At 44.5% G+C, this 25,049-nt stretch carries 20 protein-coding genes and 1 tRNA gene; 13 read left to right on the forward strand and 8 right to left on the reverse strand.

The annotated features are described in order from the left end of the window. Positions 1-3 precede the first annotated feature (3 nt). Positions 4-1,686, forward strand: coding sequence for an AMP-binding protein (locus PN836_RS01725; protein WP_395342793.1), 1,683 nt, complete (start codon positions 4-6; stop codon positions 1,684-1,686). Positions 1,687-2,047: 361 nt separating this feature from the next. Here PN836_RS01725 and PN836_RS01730 read toward each other — a convergent pair whose 3' ends face one another. Then, positions 2,048-2,446, reverse strand: a complete 399-nt coding sequence (locus PN836_RS01730; protein ID WP_395342795.1) for a hypothetical protein — start codon at positions 2,444-2,446, stop codon at positions 2,048-2,050. Positions 2,447-2,585: 139 nt separating this feature from the next. Here PN836_RS01730 and PN836_RS01735 point away from each other — a divergent pair, with 139 nt between their 5' ends. After that, positions 2,586-5,030, forward strand: coding sequence for a zinc-dependent metalloprotease (locus PN836_RS01735; RefSeq protein ID WP_395342798.1), 2,445 nt, complete (start codon positions 2,586-2,588; stop codon positions 5,028-5,030). 38 nt (positions 5,031-5,068) lie between these two features. Here the strand turns inward: PN836_RS01735 and hemN are convergent, their stop codons facing one another. After that, positions 5,069-6,448, reverse strand: a complete 1,380-nt coding sequence (gene hemN / locus PN836_RS01740) for an oxygen-independent coproporphyrinogen III oxidase (protein WP_395342800.1) — start codon at positions 6,446-6,448, stop codon at positions 5,069-5,071. Between the two features lie 229 nt (positions 6,449-6,677). Here hemN and PN836_RS01745 point away from each other — a divergent pair, with 229 nt between their 5' ends. Genes PN836_RS01745 through PN836_RS01755 form a run of 3 tightly spaced genes read left to right on the forward strand, consistent with a single transcriptional unit; the run spans position 6,678 to position 9,579 of the window. Further along, positions 6,678-7,337: a histidine phosphatase family protein gene (locus PN836_RS01745; protein ID WP_395342802.1), complete on the forward strand. Its 660-nt coding sequence runs from the start codon at positions 6,678-6,680 to the stop codon at positions 7,335-7,337. A 40-nt stretch (positions 7,338-7,377) separates the two neighbouring features. Continuing rightward, on the forward strand, positions 7,378-8,592 hold the full coding sequence (locus PN836_RS01750) for an acyl-CoA dehydrogenase family protein (RefSeq protein WP_395342805.1): 1,215 nt from the start codon (positions 7,378-7,380) through the stop codon (positions 8,590-8,592). 9 nt (positions 8,593-8,601) lie between these two features. Beyond that, positions 8,602-9,579 carry an NADPH:quinone oxidoreductase family protein gene (locus tag PN836_RS01755; protein ID WP_395342807.1) on the forward strand — a complete coding sequence of 326 codons (978 nt, stop codon included), beginning with the start codon at positions 8,602-8,604 and terminating at the stop codon, positions 9,577-9,579. A 134-nt stretch (positions 9,580-9,713) separates the two neighbouring features. Here the strand turns inward: PN836_RS01755 and PN836_RS01760 are convergent, their stop codons facing one another. From PN836_RS01760 to PN836_RS01770, 3 genes are all read right to left on the reverse strand, one after another. Then, positions 9,714-10,106: a DUF3718 domain-containing protein gene (locus PN836_RS01760; RefSeq protein ID WP_395342809.1), complete on the reverse strand. Its 393-nt coding sequence runs from the start codon at positions 10,104-10,106 to the stop codon at positions 9,714-9,716. 200 nt (positions 10,107-10,306) lie between these two features. Next, the gene (locus PN836_RS01765; protein WP_395342811.1) at positions 10,307-11,071 is read right to left on the reverse strand and encodes an SDR family NAD(P)-dependent oxidoreductase; all 765 of its coding nucleotides are present in this window, start codon (positions 11,069-11,071) and stop codon (positions 10,307-10,309) included. A 2-nt stretch (positions 11,072-11,073) separates the two neighbouring features. Further along, positions 11,074-12,045 carry a haloalkane dehalogenase gene (locus tag PN836_RS01770; RefSeq protein WP_395342813.1) on the reverse strand — a complete coding sequence of 324 codons (972 nt, stop codon included), beginning with the start codon at positions 12,043-12,045 and terminating at the stop codon, positions 11,074-11,076. 367 nt (positions 12,046-12,412) lie between these two features. On the opposite strand from PN836_RS01770, the gene PN836_RS01775 reads away from it, so the two are divergent. Genes PN836_RS01775 through PN836_RS01785 form a run of 3 tightly spaced genes read left to right on the forward strand, consistent with a single transcriptional unit; the run spans position 12,413 to position 17,340 of the window. Continuing rightward, the gene (locus PN836_RS01775; protein ID WP_395342816.1) at positions 12,413-14,521 is read left to right on the forward strand and encodes a 3-hydroxyacyl-CoA dehydrogenase NAD-binding domain-containing protein; all 2,109 of its coding nucleotides are present in this window, start codon (positions 12,413-12,415) and stop codon (positions 14,519-14,521) included. Between the two features lie 26 nt (positions 14,522-14,547). Further along, positions 14,548-16,350, forward strand: coding sequence for an acyl-CoA dehydrogenase C-terminal domain-containing protein (locus tag PN836_RS01780; RefSeq protein ID WP_395342819.1), 1,803 nt, complete (start codon positions 14,548-14,550; stop codon positions 16,348-16,350). Positions 16,351-16,398: 48 nt separating this feature from the next. Further along, the gene (locus PN836_RS01785) at positions 16,399-17,340 is read left to right on the forward strand and encodes an alpha/beta fold hydrolase (RefSeq protein ID WP_395342821.1); all 942 of its coding nucleotides are present in this window, start codon (positions 16,399-16,401) and stop codon (positions 17,338-17,340) included. 37 nt (positions 17,341-17,377) lie between these two features. On the opposite strand, the gene PN836_RS01790 is transcribed toward PN836_RS01785, so the two are convergent. Continuing rightward, positions 17,378-18,286, reverse strand: coding sequence for a LysR family transcriptional regulator (locus PN836_RS01790; protein ID WP_395342824.1), 909 nt, complete (start codon positions 18,284-18,286; stop codon positions 17,378-17,380). A 139-nt stretch (positions 18,287-18,425) separates the two neighbouring features. Here PN836_RS01790 and PN836_RS01795 point away from each other — a divergent pair, with 139 nt between their 5' ends. The 4 genes from PN836_RS01795 (at position 18,426) to PN836_RS01810 (ending at position 22,463) form a co-directional block, all read left to right on the forward strand. Further along, the gene (locus tag PN836_RS01795; RefSeq protein WP_395342826.1) at positions 18,426-18,869 is read left to right on the forward strand and encodes a MaoC/PaaZ C-terminal domain-containing protein; all 444 of its coding nucleotides are present in this window, start codon (positions 18,426-18,428) and stop codon (positions 18,867-18,869) included. 250 nt (positions 18,870-19,119) lie between these two features. Beyond that, positions 19,120-21,840, forward strand: a complete 2,721-nt coding sequence (locus PN836_RS01800) for a TonB-dependent receptor plug domain-containing protein (protein WP_395342829.1) — start codon at positions 19,120-19,122, stop codon at positions 21,838-21,840. A 103-nt stretch (positions 21,841-21,943) separates the two neighbouring features. Continuing rightward, positions 21,944-22,243, forward strand: coding sequence for a 4a-hydroxytetrahydrobiopterin dehydratase (locus tag PN836_RS01805; RefSeq protein ID WP_395342831.1), 300 nt, complete (start codon positions 21,944-21,946; stop codon positions 22,241-22,243). A 143-nt stretch (positions 22,244-22,386) separates the two neighbouring features. Further along, positions 22,387-22,463: transfer RNA gene (locus tag PN836_RS01810), tRNA-Met, on the forward strand. 192 nt (positions 22,464-22,655) lie between these two features. Here the strand turns inward: PN836_RS01810 and PN836_RS01815 are convergent. Both PN836_RS01815 and lepB read right to left on the reverse strand, forming a co-directional pair. Next, positions 22,656-22,982 (reverse strand): helix-turn-helix domain-containing protein, encoded by a 327-nt coding sequence (locus PN836_RS01815; RefSeq protein WP_395342833.1) that lies wholly within the window; start codon positions 22,980-22,982, stop codon positions 22,656-22,658. A gap of 730 nt (positions 22,983-23,712) precedes the next feature. Then, entirely contained in the window at positions 23,713-24,129 is a 417-nt protein-coding gene (gene lepB, locus PN836_RS01820; protein WP_395345418.1) for a signal peptidase I, read from the reverse strand. 204 nt (positions 24,130-24,333) lie between these two features. Between lepB and PN836_RS01825 the strand changes: the two genes are divergently transcribed. After that, positions 24,334-24,918 carry a beta-class carbonic anhydrase gene (locus PN836_RS01825; RefSeq protein WP_395342836.1) on the forward strand — a complete coding sequence of 195 codons (585 nt, stop codon included), beginning with the start codon at positions 24,334-24,336 and terminating at the stop codon, positions 24,916-24,918. Positions 24,919-25,049 lie beyond the last annotated feature (131 nt).

Below are 25,049 nucleotides of genomic sequence, written 5' to 3' on the forward strand. Positions count from 1 at the left end.
TATATGCCGTTAGATAATAAGAATACTGCCGCAAACGAAAGGGTTACTTCACCCCTTACCATGCTCTACAAACGCGAGACTGAAACACCGTCGGCGCATTACATGACACAACCCTTAGGTGAAGGAAAGTCAAAAACCTATAACTGGCTTGAGACCGCAACAGAAGCCAGACGCGTAGCGGCGCGCATCAAGCAAATGGGATTTGAAAACGGAACTAAAATCGCCATTCTCGCTAAAAATACCGCTGAATGGGTCACTACCGATCTTGGTATCATGATGGCAGGCTGTGTATCGGTGCCAATTTTTGCAACCGCAGGCACAGAAACCATCTCATTTGTATTAAACCATGCGCAGTGCAAGCTATTATTTATTGGTAAATTAGACAGCACAGAAGCAGTTTCTCAAGTATTAGCTGATATGGATATTAAATCAGTAAGCTTTCCCTATCCTGATTTACCGGGCGAAATGCAATGGAAGGAATTCATTGATATTGAACCAATGACGGACAGTCCCGTGCCTGATATGAATGAAGTGATGACCATCATTTACACCTCGGGGAGTACCGGTCAACCGAAAGGGGTGGTGCATACTTTCAACACCATTGGCTGGGCTGCAGAGCACTCCTTAGATGCTTTAGGGGGTGTGACTGGCGATCGATGCATGAGCTATTTACCGCTCGCACACATTACGGAGCGAGTGTTGGTTGAAATGGCAAGTTTCTATTCGGGCATGGTACTTCATTTCGTGGAGTCACTTGATACCTTTACCCGTGATGTCAAAGATTGTCAGCCAACCTTGTTTATCTCTGTCCCAAGGCTGTGGACGAAATTTCAAATGGGCGTACTAGCAAAAATTCCTCAAAAGAAACTGAGTTTTTTACTTGGTATTCCGTTTATCGGGAAAAAGGTTGCTGCCAAGATTCGTGCTGAACTCGGCTTAGGCTCAACGCGTTTATGGGCAAGTGGCTCAGCACCCTTAGCTCCCGCTACCATTGAATGGTTCAGCAAAATAGGGGTGTACATATCTGAAGGTTGGGGAATGACTGAAAACTCTGCATACGGCACAGGTAGCATTCCCTTTCGTCAAGACAAAATCGGGAGCATAGGAAAAGCGTATGATGGTGTTGACGTACGCATCGCTGAAGATGGTGAGATTCAGGTGAAATCTCCATGCAATATGATTGGTTATTACAAAGACCAGGAGAAAACCAGCGGTGTGTTTACCAACGACGGCTATTTACGTACCGGCGATAAAGGCGAAATTGATGCTGATGGTTATGTCAGAATTACGGGTCGCCTAAAAGAGATATTTAAGACCGAAAAAGGAAAATACGTATCTCCTGCACCGATTGAAGCTAAAATAATGGAAAACCCGATTGTTGAACAAGTTTGCGTAACTGGCACTAATTTGCCTCAGCCCATCGCCTTGCTGGTACTGTCAGAAGAAGCGAGAAGGCAAAGCAAGGATGCAGTAGCCGCGTCATTAACAGGCACCTTAGAAATGCTTAATGCTAAGTTAGAAAGTCATCAACGACTGGACCGTTTAGTGGTGCATTCGCAAGAATGGTCGATTGAAAACGAATTACTCACACCAACATTGAAGGTGAAACGTCACGTTATTGAAGAACGTTTCAAAGAAGTTATATTGGGCAAGTATGAAGAAAAGATAGTCTGGCATCAAAATTAGATTCATCCTCTCAGGCGACGATTAAATGGAATCAGCGTTTTCCAAATTAGTAAAGGCACCACATAAGTGGTGCTTATTTAATTAGATAGTGCAGAAGTCTGTGTGGCTTGTTTTATTGCTTTGCTTACTTGGTAGATATTGGTGCATGCAAATATAAAAATGCACCAAATAGGCGCCAGTTGCCTAAGTTTAAAAAGCCGCAGTTTTGTAAGCTATTGATATAATGATAAAATAAATTTTGGCAATATACTTGCAGATGGATAAGCGTTGTGTGTGCTTTGATGTTGCACCTGCAAGGATTGCAGGTCTTCGTTGAAGTTTGGCCACACGTCCATTCGTGTCCAGTGGGCGTGTGGCTTCCTTATCTTATCGAGTGAACATTTGACGCTACGCGCAAGAAGCTTAGCAACCTCTTACTCGTGTTTATATCCCGCTCCATTGATACCAAGATAATGGGTTTGTTTACCATAAGTCGATTTGACGATACGAGAAAATAATTGCCTGCGTCTTGATAATGGTGGTCAGCACTTAGACAAGCGAACTTCTTCAAATCAATATAGTTTAGCCAAGCCACAACTGTACCTGCCTTTAAAAGTTGCCCACAGTGCTGCTCGAGCTTTTCACTGATGGTGACGCTTGCACCAAAAATAGGCTTATCAGACATGGCGACATCCATCCGCTCATCAAGCACCAATGTCAGCAAGTGTTTATCTGATTCTGCTAGCGCCTTCTTTGAAGCGCGTTTGGCAGCATTTGGCATACTCATTCTGTCCTTACATCTGCACTGGCAAACATTAAAATGTGTTCAACTAAACCTAGCTTAGGCTAATATATGCGTTTAGCTCGCATCGCGGGATGATTCAGATCAAGCTTTATACAATTAGCAGGAGAATAATTTGATGGGCCTCAGCTCAAAAAACCTCAATCGGCAAACCTTTATCCATATCGATTATATTTTTCGACTACTATTTCTGATGGTCATGAGTTTGAGTTTTACATCCAGTGCCTATGCACAAGATGACGAGCGCATTGTTCAATCAGGCTTTATATCCCTGGTATATCTACCCGCAGAGGATGCAGTGTATTTGCGTCTGAATAAGTCGCAAATAAACCAAGAGATGATATTTCAATCCAGCCTCCCGCGAGGTGTTGGTTCGAATGACATTGGTTTAGATCGTGGGCAGTTGGGTGATACTCGTTTAGTAAAATTTGCGCGTTTCGGCAATAAACTGTTGTTGCAACAGCTCAATACAAAATATAGAGCTTCCTCTTCTAACGCCGCCGAACGTTCAAGTATCGATGAAGCTTTTGCCGACTCCGTCATTGCAGGATTCACCATCGTAGAGGAAAACGATGATATATTGAGCATCGACTATACCTCGTTTTTATTGTCAGATATCCATGGTATTGCTGATAGATTAAGTGATACAGGTCAAGGTGGCTATTCTGTGGATAAAACTCGAAGCGGCGTATATTTACCCAGAACCAAAGCTTTTCCTGAAAACACTGAATTAGAGTCATTAGTGACCTTTTCTGGTTCGCCTACGGGCGCTTTCATTGAAGATGTATCACCCGATGCCAAAAGTGTGACTGTGCATCTACATCATTCGTTTATTCAACTGCCAGACGATAACTATACTCCACGAGTATTCCATCCTTTTTCTGGTTTTTGGAAGCATAGCTATTTTGATTACAGCGCCCCGATTGATGCAAATATGGAAGTTAAATACATTCCAAGGCATCGTTTGAAAAAGCAAGATCCCAACGCGAGCACCAGCCCTGCCGTTGACCCTATCGTTTACTATCTTGACCCGGGTATTCCAGAACCTGTTATGACAGCCTTGCGGGAAGGCGCTTTATGGTGGGATCAGGCCTTTAAAGCTGCAGGATACGAGGACGCATTTCAGGTAAAGGTATTGCCAGAAGGCGCTGATCCCATGGACGTTCGCTATAACGTCATCCAGTGGGTGCACAGAGCAACCCGTGGATGGTCTTACGGCAGTTCAGTTGTTGATCCCAGAACGGGAGAAATTATTAAGGGACATGTCACTCTGGGCTCGCTCAGAGTGCGACAAGATTTCTTAATCGCGTTAGGGCTAACTAGCCCATTTGATTCGCCAGATGCAGATACTAGCGAGCAACTTGAATTAGCTTTAAACAGAATTCGTCAGCTGTCAGCTCATGAAGTAGGTCATACAATAGGCATTGCACACAATTTTGCAGCCAGTGAAAATGGTCGAGCGTCGGTGATGGATTATCCGCATCCGCTGGTGACCTTAAAAGATAGTCAAGTAAACTTGAAGGATGCTTATGATTTAGGCATCGGCGATTGGGATAAGTATGTTGTAAAGTATGGCTATCAAGATTTTGCTGATTCGGTGAATGAAAGTCAGGCATTATTAGGCCTGGTGGCTGAAGCAAAAAGTAGCGGATTCTTGTACAAGTCTGACCCCGATGCCCGCATACCCAAGCGTGCCTCAGCAGATGGACATTTGTGGGATAACGGCGCTGATCCAATCGAGGAGTTTGAACGAATCAGTGAGCTTCGCGCATTTGCATTAGCTAATTTTGGTTTGAATTCACTGCCGTTTGGAGAACCTTTGTCTTCTCTGGAGGAGCGTCTGGTTCCCATTTATTACGCCCATCGATATCAACTTGATGCCCTTGTGAAACAGCTTTCGGGCATTGATTATCGCTATGCCGTCAAATCTGAACAAGCGCCATTCACCGAAGAGCGCGTGAGCGTGGTGGCACCGCAAGTCCAACACAAAGCACTTGATTTGATGATTCAAAGCGCGAGTGCTGAGTATTTAGCACTTCCACAAAGTCTTCTTAGCATAATACCGCCAAAAGCTTATGGTAGTCGTAGAGATAGAGAAAGTATGGGGTCTCGTATGGGAATTGCCTTTGATCCTGTAACTGCGGCTGAATCTGCAGCGGGCTACTCTTTAGCTATTTTGATGAATGCTGAGCGCTTAAATCGTTTGTCTTTTCAATATGCACAAAATGATAAACTACCATCGGTATCGGACGTATTTGAATCGGTATTTGGCGAGCTTATACTCATTGACGACGACGACGCCGAAGGTTTAGAAACGGCGCTTATTCCGCGTATTCGTTTAGTCGCCCTAAGTGTTTTTTTTGACACCCTGAGCGACGACTTGCTAGCACCCGAAGTGCGTTTAGACATGCAGGCAGCCTTATTGGACTACCAACAAAAGCTTTCTAAGCAACGTAACTCGCAAGCTAAGGTCATGCTCAAACATATCGCGCATTATTGGGAACACGGCAAGTGGCCCTTGAGCGTTAAATTAGTGCCACTACCACCGGGTTCACCAATTTAAGCACTCCAACGTCACGGTTGGTTGTAGTGCGATGCAGCTTAAATGACCCTAGAGTAACGCGTTTGGTGGAGCGGCTTGTCTAAATATTGGTCGAAACTCATGCAAATATTTCGAACAATTAGCCTACCGCGATCATGAATCACAAGTCTTTCAGAAGTATTGCTAAGCAAACTGTCTTCAATGAATGACTCTAAGTTCGCTAAACTGGCAGAAAAATAACGATCAAAATCAATATTATGCTGCTCAGAGAACGTGGCTTTATCAACGCTAAAGTTACACATTAGTCCGTGAATAATCGCGCGATGTATTACATCATCTTCACTGAGTTTGATAGCTTTCGCCGCAGGTGCTTTTGGGCTTTCGCTGCCGGTATCTGTCGTGCCTGAAGAAAGGCATTGATAGTAGTCTTTAAGGGCTTTGTGATTTTGCACGTATACATCGTTGATGCTGCTGATTGAGGATACACCAAGGCCGAGCGTCGCTTGCGCCTGGCTTGTTGTGTAGCCTTGGAAGTTGCGATACAAACCTTGTTCTCTCTTTGCTTTGCTCAAGCTGTCACTGGGTTTAGCAAAGTGATCCATACCGATAAATTCGTAGCCATGTGCACATAAAAAATCAATAGCTTGCCTAAACAAGCCAAATTTTTCTTCTGTTGCAGGTAGCCATTCGTCTTTTATTTTCCTTTGTGCTGCAAACAACTGCGGCATATGGGCATAGCTGAACAGGGAGATCCTGTCTGGGTTCATCACTAGCATTTCATTTAGTGTATTAGAAAAAGTGGCTCTGTTTTGATAGGGAAGGCCGTAAATGAGATCTAGATTTATTGATTCAAAGCCCGACTTTCTCGCATGGCGTATAAAGTCTCGAATAAATTCAGTGCTTTGAGTGCGGTTGATGCTCTCTTGTACTTTCGAATTGACGTCTTGCACGCCTATGCTCAGTCGATTGAAGCCAAGTCTTGCTAGTTCATCGGCATAGTCTAGCTGAATTTCTCTTGGGTCGACTTCAATGCTCATTTCAATATTACTTGAGAGCGCAAAAGCCGCTCTGGTTGCATCAAGAAGGCGTTTTAGCTGGGCGGCGTTCAAAAAGCTTGGGGTGCCGCCACCTAAGTGCAAGCTTTCCACTGTGCAAGCTGACGCTTGCTCGCCTCTTAGCCTTGTTTCTTCGATAAGATGGTCTAAGTAAATATCTGCTTTGTGCGCGTGGCGAGTAACGATTTTGTTGCAGCCGCAGTAGTAGCACAAGGAATGGCAAAACGGAATGTGCATGTATAGCGACAGTTTCTCGGCATCTTGGCTTTTACCAAGCGATAGCAGCGCATTTTCGAGCAAGCTATCGTTCTCGTTTATATCTTCAAAGGCAATCGCAGTAGGGTAGGAGGTGTAGCGAGGACCTGCTGTGTTGTACTTTTTCATGACCTGCTTGTCAAAATAGTCGTTTATATTGGCTGTCAAAGTCGATACCTCTGGCGAATGGCTGCGTTGCCGAATGAGGGGAAGTATACGCGTGTGGGAAAGGCGGGTATTGATCTTGCTCAAATATCCATAATGAATAAGGCAGTATCAACACAATCAATTACTCATATTTAACAAAAGCCATTAAGCTAAAAGCCATCTATTAATCACAACACGTGAAGCGATATCAATGGCTGAAATGTATCTCATAAGGCATGCGCAGGCATCTTTTGGAAGCGCAAACTATGACAAGCTCAGTGAGCTTGGACATCGACAAAGCCGACTATTAGGTGAGTATTTTAAAGCGCGAGACCTAAATTTTGAGCACGTTGTAACGGGCGATATGCAGCGACATAGAGAAACGGCGTTGGGTATTGTGGGCGCTGAGCAAGCACTAGTGACTGATCCAGGGTGGAATGAGTATGATTTTCAAGCTGTTATTGATGCATATTTGCGTGTTCACCCAGAACAAAAACCGATAAAAAATGCGCCTCGCAGCGACTGGTATCGAGTACTTAAAGCGGCCATGCTATCTTGGTCGAGGCAAGAGCTAGAAGGGCTTGATGAATACTGGTCAGATTTTGAATCACGAGTGTCGCGTGCAGCGCAGTCCGTTTTTACATCTGGCAAAAAGCGTGTGTTAGTGGTGAGCTCAGGCGGGGCTATTGGCGTGTGTCTCATGCAAATGTTGGGCGTGAGCGTCGAGAAGGCCATTGATTTTAATTTGCAAATTAAAAATACCAGCATTCATCATTTTTATTTTAATGAGAAAAGTGCGCAACTAAGCAGTTTCAACAACGTACCGCACCTGGATCATCCACAGCATCATCATCTAATCAGCTATAGCTAATTTGTCAGACATTTATTAATCATTTTGGAGAGCGCCACGCATGAACTTTGATTACAGTGAAAAAACGCTTGCACTATTAGAGCAAGTTAAAAACTTTATGGACGAGCATGTTTATCCAGTTGAACAGCAGTATCATGATTTAGTGGCCAATAATCCAAATACTTGGCGCACGCCTGAGATAATGGAAGATTTAAAAGCTAAAGCGAAGAACGCGGGGCTGTGGAATTTATTTCTCCCTAAAGAGTATCTTCCTCACGGCGCAGGTTTGACTAATTTAGAGTATGCGCCTTTGTGTGAGCAAATGGGCCGCGTACTTTTCAGTGCAGAAATATTTAACTGCAGCGCACCTGATACCGGAAACATGGAAGTATTGGCGAAATACGGAAACGAAGAACAAAAAACGCAATGGCTAGAGCCCTTGCTAGCGGGTGAAGTACGATCTGCATTTGCGATGACCGAGCCTGAAGTCGCTTCTTCAGATGCGACCAATATTGAAACATCCATTGTTCGCGATGGTGACGAATATGTCATCAATGGAAGAAAATGGTATACCAGCGGTGCGATGAATGAAAATTGCCGAATCCTGATTGTAATGGGTAAAACTGATACCAATGCGGCTCGCCATCAACAGCAATCTCAAATTTTAGTCCCACTTGATACCAAAGGCGTGACAGTGCTTCGGCCAATGTCCGCTATGGGCTATTTAGATGAACCCATTGGGCATGCAGAGGTATTGTTTGAAGATGTAAGAGTACCGTCAAGCAATCTTGTTTTGGGTGAAGGTCGCGGCTTCGAAGTCGCGCAAGGTCGATTGGGGCCAGGAAGAATTCATCACTGTATGCGTTTGATTGGTTGTGCCCAACGCGCGCTTGATTTGGCGTGCGAGCGAGTAGAACAACGTGTCGCCTTTGGTAAGCCGCTGTCAAAGCAGCAGTCAGTTCGCGAGAGCATTGCGCAGATGTATTGTAAGATAGAGCAAGCGAGGTTGTTGACGCTCAAAGCGGCAGACCATATGGATAAATATGGTAATAAAGTCGCTAAGAATATTATTGCTGCAATCAAAATTGTAGCACCTAAAATGGCTTGCGAAGTCATTGACGAAGCCATTCAACTTCACGGCGCAGCAGGTACATCACAAGATACAGTCTTGTCAGCAACCTTGGCTTACGCACGCACGATTCGCTTGGCTGATGGCCCAGATCAGGTGCATATGATGCAGTTAGGTAGAAACCTAATTCAAGATCAAAATACCTAAGGGGGAAAGATGAAAGCGATTGTATGTAACGAATTTTCCGCGGTAGAAAATCTACAGTTTCAGGATGTGGACGACCCTGTTGTTGGCGAAGACGAGGTATTGGTTGATGTTGCCGCATGCGGTGTCAACTTTCCAGATAGCCTTTTGGTTCAAGGCTTGTACCAACTAAAGCCTGAATTACCCTTTATTCCAGGCAGCGAAGTCGCTGGTGTTATAAGCGAGGTTGGGCCGCGGGTTAAACACCTTAAAGTGGGCATGCATGTCATTGGCATTTGCCGATTGGGTGGGTATGCGCAAAAAGTTGCCATAAAAGCGAATCAAGTTATGCCAATACCCGATGTGATTCCTATGCCGGAAGCCGCCGCGCTAACCACCGCCCATGCAACTGCGCATCACGCTTTAAAGCAACGCGCTCAGATTAAGGCGGGTGAAACGCTTTTGGTGACTGGCGCTGCCGGGGGGACAGGTCTTGCAGCCGTGCAAATTGCTAAGCTGATGGGCGCAAAAGTGATTGCAGCCTGTTCTAGTGATGAAAAATGTGAAGTCGCAAAAAAGAATGGCGCAGATATCACCATCAATTATTCTAATGACGATCTGAAAGATACTGTGAAAACATTGACTGATAATAAAGGCGTTGATGTTGTTTACGAATGCGTAGGCGGCGACACCTTCCATGCTTGCACACGCGTAATGGCTTGGTCGGGTAGACTATTAGTGATTGGTTTTGCAGGTGGTGATATACCAAAGTTTCCAGTCAATTTGGCACTGGTTAAAGGTTATTCGGTCGTGGGAGTATTCTGGGGATCTTTTATTGCGCATCAACCGCTAGATTTTGTGGAAAATATGAAAGAACTGGTTCAATGGTGCGTTGAAGGGAAGGTGAAAGTGGAAATTGACCATGCTTATCCTTTATCTGATGCAGTTGCAGCTTTAGATAGGGTAACGAGCCGGCAGGTGAAAGGGAAAGTGGTGCTATTAGCAAAATAGTCAATGTAACGCAGCGCTGCTTGTTATTCCACTAAACAGCACATAAAAAAGTGCCCTCAACGAAGAGGGCACCAAATGGCGAAGATGCCTTCGCCTACCATGTTGAATAGGTTATCAACATATTGATAATGCTTTTAAATTCTATCAAAAAGCTCTATAGCAATCGGGTGCTCTGCGTGGCCTTGTTCGTTTATCCACGCCGTTAGCTCCTTACCGTCGTGCTCCGGTTCTGCTAAAAGCTTTTTTGGCATCTTTTTAACCAAAAGGGTGCCTGCGTCTGTCGCATCATTCATAATAGCTAGCTTGATTAAACTTGTGCCATTACATTTGATGCCGCTGTAGTAATCACGCAGTTTTAACTGGTAGTTAGAACGTACGTTTTTCATTTTCTTACGTAATTCACTTTTATCGTTAGTTTTTACGATTTCGCAAATATTCGCTAGTGCTGTTTCAACGTCTGCATTTGCATTTGGCGCGAAAGCCAAAGGTGCAACCGCGAACAACGGTATAAGTATCTTTTTCAACATGATATGTACTCCGTTAAGTAGGTTTAGTGGATACCGGAGAGAATCATAAATCAATAATGGGCGTGTAAAAGATAGACAGTTGATACTAGGGTATTTTGAATAATACCAATACCCTTCGCTGTTATATGAAAGTGGGATCGACCAACAATTTGCGTCCTTGTATGTGGGTTACGAAGACCAATGATTTGACTGTGAGGTCTCTACCAAGCCGTTACACCGCCATCCACCGCAATCGTCTGTCCATTCATATAAGTGTTGCCAGGCGAAAGCATCAATACCATAACATTCACGATTTCGTCCACCCGACTGATTCGTTTCATCGGACTTCCGAGGCCGAGTTTCATTTTGTCTTCATCGCTTTTGAGCCCTTCAATGTTCATAATATTTGTCGGGCTAAAAAATGGACAGATTGCATTGACTCTTACGTTGTAGCGAGCGTATTCGATAGCTGCCGTTTTGGTCATACCGATTACAGCATGTTTGGCAGCACTGTATGCTCCTCCTTTAGGAGCGCCGCCCAATCCAGCTAAAGAACTCACGTTTAATATGTGTCCATCGGCCTGTTTTAACATAGCTTTTGCCTGATGCTTCATACCAAAGCCAACGCCTTTAACATTCACGGCAAACTGGCGATCGTAAATTTCCTCAGTCATCTCATGCATTGCACCTTGGGGGTGAGCGATACCGGCATTATTGACGGCAAAATCAAGACGGGTGAATTGTTCAATAGCTAAAGAAACGGCTGCCTCGCAGTGCTCCTCATTGGCCACATCACCGCATAATGTAAGCGCGTTACTTTGCTCACCTAAGTAATTGTAAGTTTGCGTCAGGCTATTTTTGTCAATGTCGGTTAATATGAGTTTTGCGCCGCGCGAATTTAGGGCAATTGCAAGCTCTCTTCCAAAGCCCGTGCCGGCTCCGGTGATTAAGCCGACTTTGTTTTCATAATTGAGTAAGGGATCCATTTTTATTCCTTTGAGTTACTTTTCACAGCAGATTTAAAGCAAGTCAACGCTGCATTAATTAAGTCTTGCCCCACGTCTTCTTGTAAGAAATGACCGCCGCCTTTTAAAGTGACATGAGCCTGCCCTCGACAACCCGGTATTAATTTCTGAAATATCGCGTCACCGCCACGAGTGACGGGGTCACTATCGCTAAAGGCCGTCATAAAGGGCTTGTTGAAAGTAGACAATATCTTCCAAGCATCTCTATTATTCTGCGATTCAACATCGTCTGCTTGAGTTGGCACAAGCAGTGGGAATTTTCTCACACCACATTTGTATTCTTCACTAGGGAAGGGCGCGTCGTATGCAGCTGCAACCTCAGGGATTAAGTCCTTAACAGTCGCATTTTGAATCACTTGACTAACCGGGAAAGGATTAACCTCCTGCGAAAACCTTTGCCATTTGAAAAAGGCTTCTGGCGCCTCATAATCGCCCGTTGGCAGCATTGTATTAGCAGCCACCACCGCAGCAAATCGTTCAGGGAATTTAGCTACCATCCGCAAACCTAATAGTCCCCCCCAATCTTGACAGATCAAATGAATGTTATCTAAACCCAGTGACTCAATGAAACGTTCCAACCACAGCAGGTGTTTTGCATAAGTGTAAGCGCCTTGATCGTCAAACTTGTCGGATTTGCCAAATCCAATCAAATCAGGGGCGATTACCCTAAAGCCATGAGATTCAGCAATGCAAATCATTTTCCGGTATAAGTAGCTCCAGGTAGGCTCGCCGTGAAGCATTAAAATAACAGGTGCTTCGTTGTCCCCATAATCGACATAATGCATCATTAATTCTTCAGGTTCGATGTCTGAGGAGCTTTGTGAGGAAGACTGCTCTTGCGCATTATCGGCACTTCCAACATTAATGTAACGGGCTTGAAAACTATATCCGGGCAGCGCCAGAAATCGCTCGGGTGGCGTTTTGAGTATTTTCATTGATATTCGCTTGGTTCAAATAGTGAAATAAATCATTAATGTAGTGAAGGAGAAGCTCTCTGAATACTACCTTATACGATAAATTTACTGAAATTTAACAAATCATTCACAGTTTATCTAAAAGCAGAATCATTAGACAATTCATTAAATTAACTATTGAGTATTAATAATACGTATTGAAAAGCGACATCAACATTTCTTTTTTAATAAACGCGAACGCGTAATACGCATTTTTTATCACCTAGTGTTATTGATTATCATTAAATCAATAAATTGGGATGATATTTGGCAATCCGTTAACCTCTTATTACTACTTAATCGTGTTTGCTATGTCGCAAACGTCTGCGTGATGCTATGAGGTGTCCTTATGCAAATTCAAAGTCCATGTGTTTCAATTGAGCAGTCCAATCAACTAGCCATTATTAAGTTGGCAAATGCGCCAGTCAATGCATTATCAAAGGCCATGCGCGTTGGCATTCTAGATGCCTTGGAACAAGCAAACAATGAGCCTTCGGTTGAAGCTGTATTGATCACTAGCGAATTGTCGTTGTTTAGCGCTGGGGCTGATATAAGCGAGTTCTCTGGTCCCAATTTAGAGCCTATGCTTCCGCAAGTGTTGAATAAAATTGAATCTAACTCAAAGCCTGTAATTGCGGTGGTAAACGGAAATGCATTCGGCGGTGGTTTAGAGTTAGTGCTGGCTTGTCATTACCGCGTCAGTTTTAAAGGCAATAAAGTGGGTTTGCCTGAAGTACATTTAGGTATTTTACCCGGCGCCGGGGGCACACAACGTCTTCCAAGACTTATTGATGCGAAATCTGCGCTGGATATGATTGTAACTGGTGCACCTACACCTGTCGTCAAGCTAGAGGGTGTATTTGATGAAATAGTGGATAAGGCCTCACAGCTTAACGAAGCGGGTGTTGCATTAGCCAAGCGAGCGATTTCATCTGGTCCTAAGCCAGTCAGTGCCGTTGCCCTTGAAGCTAATGAAAATACACTTGCAGTATTTGAGGCCTATAGCGAGCAGGTATCTGCAAAGAGCAAAGGCTTCTTTGCACCACTTAAGTGTGTTGAAGCGGTTCGAGCCGCTTACGAGTTGCCGTTTGAAGAGGGTTTGCGCAAAGAAGCAGAGTTATTTATGGAATGTATGAAGACCCCTCAGGCACGTGCTCAGCAGCATTTCTTTTTCGCAGAGCGTGCGGCAAGTCACGTCGCTGGGCTCTCAAAAGATCTTGGCACTCGGGATATCAAGAAGGTCGGCATTATTGGCGCCGGCACAATGGGCGGTGGCATTGCAATGAATTTTGCAAATGCTGGCATACCGGTAACTATGCTGGAACTGAAGCAAGAAGCACTCGATAAAGGCTTGGCGCTGATACGCCGAAACTATGAAAATTCCGCTAAAAAAGGCAAGTTAACGCAAGAGCAAGTAGAGCAGCGAATGGCCCTACTACAAGGTGCGACGGATTATAGTGCCCTTGGTGATGTCGACTTGGTTATTGAAGCGGTGTTTGAAAAAATGTCGGTGAAAAAAGAGGTATTTTCCGCCTTAGATAAAGCATGCAAACCAGGTGCAATACTTGCGACCAATACGTCCACATTAGATATTGACGAGATTGCGAAGGCCACTTCTCGCCCCGAGGATGTGATTGGCTTGCATTTCTTCTCTCCAGCCAACGTCATGAAGCTACTGGAAATTGTCAGAGCGGATAAAACTTCCGATGAAGTTATCAAAACATCAATGAAGCTGGCAAAAACGATCCGAAAAGTAGGTGTTTTGGTGGGTGTTTGCTTTGGTTTTGTTGGAAATCGCATGATAGAGGTCTATGGACGCGAAGCTAACCGCTTGATGCTAGAGGGCGCAACGCCAGAGCAAATAGACAGAGTCATTATGGGCTTGGGTATGCCAATGGGGCCATTTACTATGGGTGATATGGCGGGTTTGGACATTGGTTATTTCGTTCGTCAATCTCGCAAATCCTTTATTGAGCATGACCCAAGTTACTGCATAGTAGCAGATGAGTTGGTTGAAGCCGGTAGAGTTGGTTTGAAAGCGGGTAAGGGCGTTTATTTATATGAACAAGGCAGTCGAAAGCCAATCCCCGATCCTGCGGTCATGGAAATTGCTCAGCGCAAGGCGAAAGAGTTGGGTATCACACAGCGTGAAATCAGCGATCAAGAAATACTTGAACGATGTATTTACCCACTCATTAATGAAGGCGCAAATATTTTGCAAGAGGGTATTGCGCAACGTGCCAGCGACATCGATGTTATTTACGTATACGGCTATGGGTTCCCTGTATTCAAAGGTGGTCCCATGCAGTATGCCGATGAAACTGGGCTGGCGCATGTCCTTGCTCGATTGGAGCATTATCAAACTACGCTTGGAGAATATGGTCAACATTGGTTCTCCCCATCACCCATGCTGAAAAATCTTGTTGCAGAGGGTAAATCCTTCTCTTCACTTAATTAATCTGCAGTTTTATAAGAGATACTAGAATGGAAAATTACAAAGCAACACAGCGCGACACCCTATTTGTTACACAAGAATTGCTCGATATGGAGTCGCATTATGCTCAACTTGGCTTTGAAGATGCGAGCGAAGACTTAATTAAAGCGATTTATGCAGAAGCAGCTAAGTTTGCAGAAAATGTGCTTGCCCCCATCAACCAAAGTGGCGACGAAGAAGGCTGTACATTTAATGATGGTGTGGTCACTACGCCAAGTGGTTTTAAAGAAGCATATCAGCAATACGTTGAAAACGGATGGCCTTCGATGGCTCATCCAGTTGAGTTTGGCGGGCAGGGCTTGCCTTACTCTCTGGCAACCAGCATGGCGGAATGGTTTTCTGGCGCGAATCACTCATGGGCGATGTACCCAGGCTTAAGCCAAGGGTGTATGGAAACTCTCAAAGCGCACGGCACCAAAGAGCAACAAGAGGTGTATTTGAGCAAGCTGGTTGAAGGCACATGGACGGGCACGATGTGCTTGACTGAACCTCACTGCGGTTCAGATTTGGGAATGCTTAAGTGTAAAGCAGAGCCTAATGATGATGGCAGCTACCGCCTTAATGGCACCAAAATATTCATTTCGGCTGGCGAGCATGATATGTCTGAGAATATCGTCCACATTGTGCTGGCTCGCCTACCTGATGCACCAGCGGGAACAAAGGGTATTTCCTTATTCTTGGTGCCAAAATACAACGTCGATGAGAATGGCAATCCAGCCGACAGAAACCCAGTCAAATGTGGCTCGATAGAGCATAAGATGGGAATAAAAGGCAGTGCAACCTGCGTGATGAATTTTGATGACGCTAAGGGATTTTTGATTGGCGAACCGAATCGTGGTTTGGCTTGCATGTTTACCTTTATGAATATTGCTCGTATTGGCACAGGTATGGAAGGGCTTTCAGCTACAGAAGCATCCTATCAGGGCGCCTTAGCATACGCCAAAGACAGATTGCAGTTCAGATCCCTGACGGGTAAAAAGAATGCTCAGGGGCCAGCCGACCCCATAATTGTGCACCCTGACGTGCGCCGTATGCTATTGACTCAAAAGTCGCTAGCAGAAGGTAAAAGAGCATTAGCCGTTTATTGCATGAAAATGGTAGATACGACGCTTTACTCAAATGACGACGAAGCGAAAAAATTAGCTGAATCTAAGCTTGCGTTGCTGACGCCGATTGTAAAAGCGTTTTTAACCGAAACGGCTCAGGAAGCGACTAGTTATGGTATGCAAATTTATGGTGGCCATGGTTACATCAAAGAATGGGGCATGGAGCAGTTAGCACGCGATACTCGTATTTGCACTATGTATGAGGGGACAACTGGCATACAAGCGATTGATTTGTTGGCGCGCAAAGTCATGGGTTCAAACGGCGAGCTGTTAAGAGTATTTGTGTCAGAAATTAAAGAGTACTGCGCAAGTGTAAGAGGCAAGGCGCAATTTGATGCGTGGGTGAACGCAATCGATTCTCACGTGGATGAATGGGTGCAAATTACCAATGATATTGCTAAATCAGCACAAGACAATCCTGATGAACTTGGTGCAGCGGCAGTGGATTATCTGATGTATGCCGGTTATGTGACAGTGGGCTATTTCTGGCTCCAGATGGCGGTAACTGCACAACAAAAATTAGATGACGGCACTAGCGATACTGATTTTTATCAAGCCAAACTGATGACTGCGAAATTCTACTTTGACAGAATGCTAAGTCGAACTCGCTCATTAGTTTCTGCAATTGAGTCTGGCAGTGACAACTTGATGCAGATGGAAGAGGCACTTTTCTCTGCTGGTAAATAACATGAGCAAGTGAAAAGCGATAGAAATGCAATTAGGTAAACGAGCGAGATGGACACTGATATAACGAACACAGATTCAAAAAGTGAAGACATTCAGGCCTGCTCAATCTTGCTTTCAAAAACACGGATCCAGTATTTGAGGCAAGCGAGCCTAGGTGCTGGGTCGCAAAAGCCCTTAATTGTGCTTCTGCATGGCTTTCCTGAAAACAGTTGGAGTTGGCAAGCTTACATTAATCAGTTATCTGAGACCTTCACTGTAATCGCGCCAGATTTACCCGGATATAATGGCTCCGAGGGCTTTTCTGAACTTCATGAGTATGCAGTAATGAATTTAGTCGAAACGATGGCTGAATTCATTGATGCGGTGTCGCTGCGTTATCAAAACAAAGAGGCTTCAGTAGCGCCTGTTCATTTAGTCGCACACGATTGGGGCGGCGTTATTGCCTGGCCGCTCTGTGCTTTTCACTCAGACAAGGTGAGAAAGCTAACAATATTAAACGCTGCACATCCATCTACTTTCACTCGGGAGATGGCGCAAAACCCGCGTCAGCAAGCCAACTCTGATTACATAAGCGACTTAATATCTGAGCGTGCTTTTGAGATTACGTCAGCAGACGACTGCAAAATGCTCAAGCGTCTATACGGTGGTTGGTTCAAAAAACTAAGCCCAAGACAACAAACGAATTATCTCGATCAGTGGCACAATCGACAATCGATGGAAAACGCCTTTGCTTATTACAAAAATATGCCGCAATTGGTCACAACGCGCATTAAAGCGAATACGGATGTGCAACTGCCAAACATCAACATCCATCTTCCCACTCAAGTGTTATGGGGGCTTAAAGATACTGCATTTGTACCTGAAGTTTTGGACGGCATGGAAGACTGGGTGGCAGATTTATCGCTTACGACCTTTGATGACGCAGATCATTGGCTACATCATCAAAAAGTAGCTGAAGTGCTCGAGAAACTCGTCGCATTCCATACTTAACTAGCTAGCTAGCTCGCATTGCCTTGAGGCCTAAGACCTAGTGTTCGTCTGGATTATAGGTTTTTGCTACTTGTGCAATTTGCTCGCGCATCCATTGATGTGCGCTATCGTGATCTGCGCTTACGTGCCAATACAAGTAGTATTCGATGGCATCCATATCAAAGGGAATCTCATACATCGCCAAATCGTAGTGTTTTGCTAAATGATAGGGAATGCAGGCAATAACATCTGTCTTTACGATAGCGCTTGGCACCGTTAAGAAATGCTGGCTACGCATAACAACCTTTCGTTTTTCACCTAATTTGCTTAAGGCAATATCGATTGGCCCCGCGCCAGTGCGTCGGTGAGACACATTGATATGTCCAAGCTGCAAGAAGTTTTCAAGCGTTAGCCCGTTATTTAGCAATGGATGGTTTTTGCGAGCAAGCACCACGAAACGGTCTTTTGCGATAGGTTGCTTTTTTAAGTGCGGGTCGGTGAAGGTCGATGCATCCGCAAAAAAATCCAAATTACCGCTTGCCATCGCCGAAACAACATTTGTGCGCGTAATTTCATAGTTGGTCAAGGTAATGTTTGGCGCTATATTTTGTAGACGCGCCATCAAGCGCGGCATGATGCTCACCTCAAGCAAATCACGGCTTGAAAAATGAAAGGTTTTGTTTGAACTTTCCGGCTCAAAGATGTGACTTTGCTGGACACTTTTGCGCAATAAGCCAAGTGCTTCACGTGCCGGGACAATAATATTTTGCGCAACAGGCGTGGGTGTCATTGAGTGCCCTGTGCGAACAAAAAGCGGATCGTTTAACATGTCGCGCAAGCGGGCTAGAGAATTACTCACAGCAGGTTGGGTAATGCACAGCACATCAGCCGCCTTTGTTAGGCTGCCTGCGGTGTAGATTGCATCAAATACAGCGAAAAGGTTTAAGTCTATTCGGTGCAAATTCATTCCATTCTCCCAACAGATTGATTAATTATTCATTCGATGAGTTATTTAGTAGATGAACAACAACATCTACTTTAATGTATCAATGTGCATGATAGTATAAGCGAATTTCAATCAAACATAGTAATAATTTAGGAAAAGTATGGATATTTCGCAATTAAATGTAGGTGACGAAGTTAAAAGCGCAGAGTTTCTGAGAATTACACAGGAAAGAGTGGATCAATTTGCCGAAGTCACCGAGGATTTTCAGTGGATTCACTTAGACCAAGCCCGCTGTGAACAACAAAGTCCTTTCAAAACAACGATAGCGCACGGGTTTTTAACCGCTGCACTGATGCCTAAAATGTTTTCCGCCTGCTTTACTATCGACCCAAGCAAATACACGATGCTAAATTATGGTGTTGACTCACTACGTTATCTTGAGCCAGTGCGCGTTAACGATCACATCAACTATTCGTTTGTGCTAAAAGAAATTGAACAGAAACCCTTGGGTGCGTTGTACAAGTTTGCCGCCACCGTTGAGATTCAAGAAAGAGACAAGCCAGCGCTTATCGGCACATTTTTGATGCTGCTAGTCAAAAATTAACTTCATGCGAAATGAACAACTTGAGTTGTTCAGCTGGTCTGACCATGCAAAAATAATATAGCTACATATAAGTAACAAATAATTTACAAAAACATGATCATTTCCTACTATCTATCGTAGTTGTTATTGAAACAACATGCGTGCTCGCCTATATGATTGCGCGATCTTCGATTAAACACCGAATATAAGGCGAATACGAAAATAACAAAGCCGACATTAACGGCGAACAGAATACTTTAGGGGACGGTGAATGAAGTTTACTCCAAAAAAGACGGCGATAGCCGCATTCGTTGGGGCACAAATGCTCGCGCTTTCAAGCGTAGCAGTTGCTCAAGACTCGCAGGCAGATAGCGCCGAAAATGAGGCCCAAGATGTCGAGCTGATTTTAGTAACGGGTAGTTTTGTCAGGCGAAGTGAGAATTTCGAGTCGCCGTCGCCACTTGCTGTCATCGACAGTGTGTCGATTGACGCAATAGGGGCAAAGAACATTGCCGATATTACGCAAACCTTAACCATAAATACCGGCTCGGAGAATGCGCCAGACGCCTTTACTCAGAATGCCACCGCCGGTACGTCTAACATAAACTTACGCGGTCTTGGCGTTGCCTCAACACTTGTCTTACTGAATAACCGACGTCAGGTGGTTAATGCTCAACAAACCAACGAAGGTTTAAATTTTGTTGACACCAGCTCATTAGTGCCAATGATTGCTATCGACAGAATGGAAATCATTAAAGACGGTGCCTCTGCATTATATGGCTCAGACGCAGTCGCAGGCGTTGTCAACTTTATCACCAAACGCAATTACGATGGCGCGAAAGTCACCGTTGACTATCAAGACGGCGCTCACGGCGATAACAAAGAATACATTATGCAAGGCTTGTGGGGAGCAACCTTTGATAAGGGTAATGTTATGGCGGCGATTAGTTACACCAATCGCTCGCCTTTGTTCTTGTCAGACCGACGTTTGTCTCGTCCCCAGGATGATACAAGCGCACTGGGTAATCCGGGTGCTTACTTCTTCACCCAAGGCCCGCTAGCTGGCACGCCTGTTATTGACCCATTTGGTTGTGCTGAATTCGGAGGATTCCCTCAGTTGCTCGCACCTCCTGGTACAGTGCCAGGCTTAGATATTGGTCTTTGCGGCTTCGATTTTGGTCCAGGGTATTCTTATGTACCGGATGAAACTCGCGTAAATGCTTATATGAAAGCGTCGTATGAATTAAGTGACTCCTTGGTTTGGACATCTGAAGTCAGCTACGCACGAAATCGTGCTGAGCGCGGTGGGGCGCCAAGCTTCCCGATACTAACAGGTCCCTTAGTCCCAGCGACTCATCCGAATAACCCCTTCGGTCAAGGCGTTGTTTTCTTCGGGAGAGCGGAAGGTAATGGCTTTGAGGCTGATCCTGCTAACACCGAATCCGACACTTTTAGATTCAATACTGCGATTCAAGGTGAGTTAGATGACGGCTTTTGGGAGCTAAGCTACACCAACGCGACGAATGATTTTCTCTTCTCCGTTGAAGATGTAATAGAGTCAGAATTTTTACTTGCATTAAACGGTTTGGGCGGTCAAGGATGTGATCCAGTAAATGGTACGCCAGGACAGGGTTCATGCGAATACTTTAACCCGTTTGCTTCAAGTTATACTACTTCTCCAAACAGCCAAAACGTAATTGATTCTTTCTCTGGCTTACAGGTGATTGATTCAAATTCTGACCTTGAAGTATTTGAAGGCTTTGCATCGTTTGATGTGTTTGATTTGGATGGTGGTGTGGCTGGCTTAGCAATTGGTGCTCAATACCGCGAAGAGACGCTCGAACAAGATTATGATGCGCTTTCCAACCAAGATTCATTTACTTTCGTTATTGGTAACCCTGATTTCAAAGACAGTTTAGATGTATGGGCAGCATTTGCTGAAATTGCGCTACCGTTTACTGACGATCTTGACGTGCAAATTGCTTTGCGTTACGAAGACTACGGCGGTGAAATTGGCGACACGGTTGATCCTAAGCTAGCGTTCAACTGGCGTGCAACTGACGACTTCTCACTTCGTGGCTCCATTTCAACATCATTTAGAGCGCCTTCGGTATTTATGCGAAACGGTGGGGCGACCACTTTGCAACAGCTAGCCGATCCACTTCTTGGTGGCGCAAATGCTTTTGCCGCGGTTCGAACCTCAGGTAATGAGAACCTCACGCCAGAGCAATCTGAAGCTTATAACATAGGCTTTTCTTTCGAGCCGGTTGATGACTGGTCAATTGAGCTGGATTATTGGAACTTTGATTTTGAAGATCTAATTATTCAAGAAAGTGCACAAGCTATTTTGAACGCAAATCCTTCGGATACGGACAGAATTATACGAGCAGGCGATCCATTGACCGGACCACTGGTTCAGGTAAACAATACCTTTGTGAATGCAAGCTCGCTTAATACTAATGGCTTCGACATCGTCACGAGTTACAAAATCGAGACGGAGTTTGGCACCTTTGTGCCCAACTTAACGGCTACCTACATCACCACATATGATTTGGTAGATCCACAGGCGGGTGAAATTGACGGTGCTGGTCGTCGTAACTTTGGCAATATCGGCGTGTCATCTCCTGAGCTTCGAGCAAACTTTGGTTTAGGTTGGCAAAATGGCGCTTACAGTGCCAATTTATTCGCTCGTTATGTGAGCGCTTACGATGACGACCAAAACTGTGCAGATAACGGTGGAACCGGCGTCCCAGCGGCTGGTTGCGGCAGCGCAGGCTTGCAAGAGATTGATAGTCATGCGACCTACGATGCACAAGTTAACGTTGATTTGGGCACAATTTTGGATACGCAAACCAGCTACGTATTAACCTTGGGCGGTATCAACCTTACGGACGAAGAGCCTCCACAAGTGTTTACGAACAGCGGATTTGATTCTAAAGTACATGATCCCAGAGGTCGTCAGCTTTACGTGCGCGTAGCGGTAGAGTTTTAATCCTACCTAGGATATTTGTGCGTACACAAGCAAGATAAGATGAATTAGAGCTCCTTTATGGGGCTCTATTTTTTTAGCAAGCTATGCAAAATAGGGAACAAACGTGGCAACAAAACTAGATCAAACTCAGATAAATGAGTCCCTCGCCAAGCTTAACGAGCTAGCAGGGGATAGTCCTTGGATACTATCGGAAGGAAAGCTATCAAAAACCTTTAAATTTAAGAGTTTCATCCGCGCATTTGGATGGATGAGTCAGATTGCAATATGGGCTGAAAAGCTCAAGCACCACCCTGAATGGTTTAACGTTTATAACAAAGTGGAAGTGAAGCTCGTGACCCATGACGTCGATGGGATCAGCGAATTAGACTTCCAGTTAGCAACAAAAATGGAAACCTTTCAGTAATTATAGTGTCTGAATTTTGTTCACTTAGAATCAAATCGCACATATAAACGAATATCGGGCTTGCATCGCATTTGTTGCTATGTATAATACGCCACTCTTTCGGGAAGCAAGCAAATAGCTTCTTCACGAAAACCAGAATCGAACGCGGGATGGAGCAGTCTGGTAGCTCGTCGGGCTCATAACCCGAAGGTCGTAGGTTCAAATCCTGCTCCCGCAACCATTGAAAAATACTCGCCCTTTGCGGCGGGTATTTTTTTGTCCGAAAGTCCTATCAAGTTTGACTCAACATGTATCAGCTCTTCCTCGTTTAGTATTGGTTTAGTAGTCTACAGATGTCGCATAAACGAGCGGTTGTTTTTAGAGGGATATAAGTATTACCCTGGTCTATAAGTATTCTTTACCCCCTCAAACTTTACTTCGTGGCCTGAATCTTAAAATCGTCGTGAAGCTTAGTCCAATGCGATCTAAGTCCTTGTTTGTGTGCTTCGTCCATGGGTAGCCTTTTCAGGGCTTCAGGCCATAGCTTTTTTCCCGTCTGACTTGGCTTGGTTGGAGCTCCAGAAGATGTCGGGTTATCGTCGGTCAGGAGCGCCAGCACAGCATCTAATTTTTCTTGTGGTATTAGCAGCAACTCACTTTTAAGCCCCTGAGCGACTAGCTCCAGAGTATCAAGCCGAGGGTTGCCCTTAGATTCTAAACGTTGATATTGCTGGCGCGATATACCAACGCGCAACATCATATCGTGCTGCTTGAGTTTTAATGCGATACGGCGTTTTTTATCTGTTCGAGTAGTGAATTCATGATGAAACGTATATGGTGCTATTTGCCATTAAGAGGCATATTAGTTTCTTTTTTATACTTGGCAACATATAAGTTGCTTTTATGTGTGGAGAACAATTTTGCTGTAAAGAGAAGCATATTTCTTGCTTTCATAGGGTGGCGGTGCTGATTGATAGAAAATTGCTGATACTGCTAAAGCACGACTACTAAGAAGTCTTTCGCTGCGCTAGGCTAAAAGTTCAGTAAGGTGTGAAAACTGGTCGAGCTCGCTCGATTCAATAATTGAGTGCTCCTTTTGGGTAAACGTCAAAATATCACACAACATTTCACCACCAAGACATCCCTCATCCTTCCACCCCCTAAAAGACTGGGCTTGTGCAGGACGGGCGGTTCTCCCTGTCTGGTTTAAGCCACAACATATGATCTTGTGCTCGCTTTTCTCGACTTCTTGTCTGGGGTTGTCCACCCCAAAAGGGCATGTTTGGGAGCACATAGCTGCGGGTATTTGCACGGTGTTTGGATTGATGCAACGGCAGACATTAACGACACTTAAGCCCAAATAAAAGTAAGTTGGAATTCAGCACTATTGAGGATGCAGAAGAATGCGCCATTAATGACTTTGAAGGTTATTGCAATTTTAGCTAGCCATTTATAGCTGTAGCGCGAGTTGTATGAACAAACCACCAACTTTACTCAAGCGCCAAACCAACGCGCTCCCAACGAAATCCTGTATCTGAACGCGACATCCAGACTTGTGAAGCTTTGCCTACCACATCCCTCAACGGAACAGTGCCGAAATATCGAGAGTCTTTGCTGTTGCCGCGGTTGTCGCCCAATACAAAGACTTCTCCGTTAGGCACCACAAACTCTTCAACACCTTTGTTATAGCGGCCATTCCACCGCACCTGATAAACAACATTACCTGATTTTTCTGTAATAATAGGCGTCTGGGCATTTTGTACATCTTGATGGAAGTTATTGTTTGATAAGGGTATTGAGTTTATAAAAACCTGTCGGCCTTCTATGCGTATGCGGTCGCCGGGTAGGCCAACAATGCGCTTGATGTAATATTTTGTGCGATCGTTAGGATAGGTGAAGATAGCAATATCGCCTCGTTTTGCTGCCTGAGCGCAACTGCATCACGCTAAAAAATATGTGAAGGGAAGCTAAACAGCCTACCATCGCTTATTGCAGCCTACATTATATTAATTGTGACTTTAAAAGAACAAATTGCTATTTCATCTTGGTATCTTTCACCTTCAGATGGACACTATACTGTCAAACTAACACTCGTATAAAAAGGTCACATAATGAGTAAAATAAAATCAGAAGTACTTGCCGCAAATTCCGAATATGCTAAGAGCTTTGGTGATAAATCAGAACTGGCATTGCCACCTGCAAGGGGCTTTGCAATCTTAACTTGCATGGATGCTCGCTTAGACCCAGCAAAGTACGCGGGTCTAGCTGAGGGTGACGCACATGTCATTCGAAATGCTGGCGGAAGAGCAAGCGATGACGCCATCCGTTCACTCGTAATTTCGCATAAGTTACTCGGCACAAACGAATGGTTTGTCATTCATCATACAGATTGCGGCATGGAGCTATTTAATAGCGAGATTATGGGAGATCTACTTGAAGAAAGCTTGGTTACCGCAACCGTAGATGAAAATGGTTGGCGTAATGTTAAAAATGAGGGTGGCAGCAAGGATGGCAAATACATAAATTGGCTTACTTTCAAAGACAATGCAAAAAGTGTTGTGGAAGACGTAGAACGTATTCGCGCAAACAGCATGGTGCCGAGGCATATTCCTATTTATGGTTATATTTACGACTGCAAAACAGGTAAGTTAGTAGAAGTCCATGACGCAACTACAGCGGGCTCAGTTGACATTTAGCTCCGAGCTTCTCAATCAGCAATAACCGCATCATCTGTTGTTTTATGGTTATTGTTGATTAGTGAATCAAATGTTCGCCATCGCATCGATAGTAAAAGGGTGACACCTTATTTACTATCTTTAAAGTTCGA

The sequence above is a fragment of the Ningiella algicola genome, assembly GCF_028401415.2.
Classification (GTDB): domain Bacteria; phylum Pseudomonadota; class Gammaproteobacteria; order Enterobacterales; family Alteromonadaceae; genus Glaciecola.

Bases quoted from the DNA above. Each gene is read 5' to 3' on its own strand.
- PN836_RS01790 (WP_395342824.1), bottom strand. From the start codon at position 18,286: ATGAATTTGCACCGAATAGACTTAAACCTTTTCGCTGTATTTGATGCA.
- PN836_RS01730 (WP_395342795.1), bottom strand. From the start codon at position 2,446: ATGCCAAATGCTGCCAAACGCGCTTCAAAGAAGGCGCTAGCAGAATCA.
- PN836_RS01795 (WP_395342826.1), top strand. From the start codon at position 18,426: ATGGATATTTCGCAATTAAATGTAGGTGACGAAGTTAAAAGCGCAGAG.
- PN836_RS01755 (WP_395342807.1), top strand. From the start codon at position 8,602: ATGAAAGCGATTGTATGTAACGAATTTTCCGCGGTAGAAAATCTACAG.
- PN836_RS01770 (WP_395342813.1), bottom strand. From the start codon at position 12,045: ATGAAAATACTCAAAACGCCACCCGAGCGATTTCTGGCGCTGCCCGGA.
- PN836_RS01760 (WP_395342809.1), bottom strand. From the start codon at position 10,106: ATGTTGAAAAAGATACTTATACCGTTGTTCGCGGTTGCACCTTTGGCT.
- PN836_RS01785 (WP_395342821.1), top strand. From the start codon at position 16,399: ATGGACACTGATATAACGAACACAGATTCAAAAAGTGAAGACATTCAG.
- PN836_RS01750 (WP_395342805.1), top strand. From the start codon at position 7,378: ATGAACTTTGATTACAGTGAAAAAACGCTTGCACTATTAGAGCAAGTT.
- PN836_RS01800 (WP_395342829.1), top strand. From the start codon at position 19,120: ATGAAGTTTACTCCAAAAAAGACGGCGATAGCCGCATTCGTTGGGGCA.
- PN836_RS01745 (WP_395342802.1), top strand. From the start codon at position 6,678: ATGGCTGAAATGTATCTCATAAGGCATGCGCAGGCATCTTTTGGAAGC.
- PN836_RS01815 (WP_395342833.1), bottom strand. From the start codon at position 22,982: ATGATGTTGCGCGTTGGTATATCGCGCCAGCAATATCAACGTTTAGAA.
- PN836_RS01765 (WP_395342811.1), bottom strand. From the start codon at position 11,071: ATGGATCCCTTACTCAATTATGAAAACAAAGTCGGCTTAATCACCGGA.
- PN836_RS01775 (WP_395342816.1), top strand. From the start codon at position 12,413: ATGCAAATTCAAAGTCCATGTGTTTCAATTGAGCAGTCCAATCAACTA.
- PN836_RS01735 (WP_395342798.1), top strand. From the start codon at position 2,586: ATGGGCCTCAGCTCAAAAAACCTCAATCGGCAAACCTTTATCCATATC.
- hemN (WP_395342800.1), bottom strand. From the start codon at position 6,448: ATGAAAAAGTACAACACAGCAGGTCCTCGCTACACCTCCTACCCTACT.
- PN836_RS01825 (WP_395342836.1), top strand. From the start codon at position 24,334: ATGAGTAAAATAAAATCAGAAGTACTTGCCGCAAATTCCGAATATGCT.
- PN836_RS01780 (WP_395342819.1), top strand. From the start codon at position 14,548: ATGGAAAATTACAAAGCAACACAGCGCGACACCCTATTTGTTACACAA.
- PN836_RS01725 (WP_395342793.1), top strand. From the start codon at position 4: ATGCCGTTAGATAATAAGAATACTGCCGCAAACGAAAGGGTTACTTCA.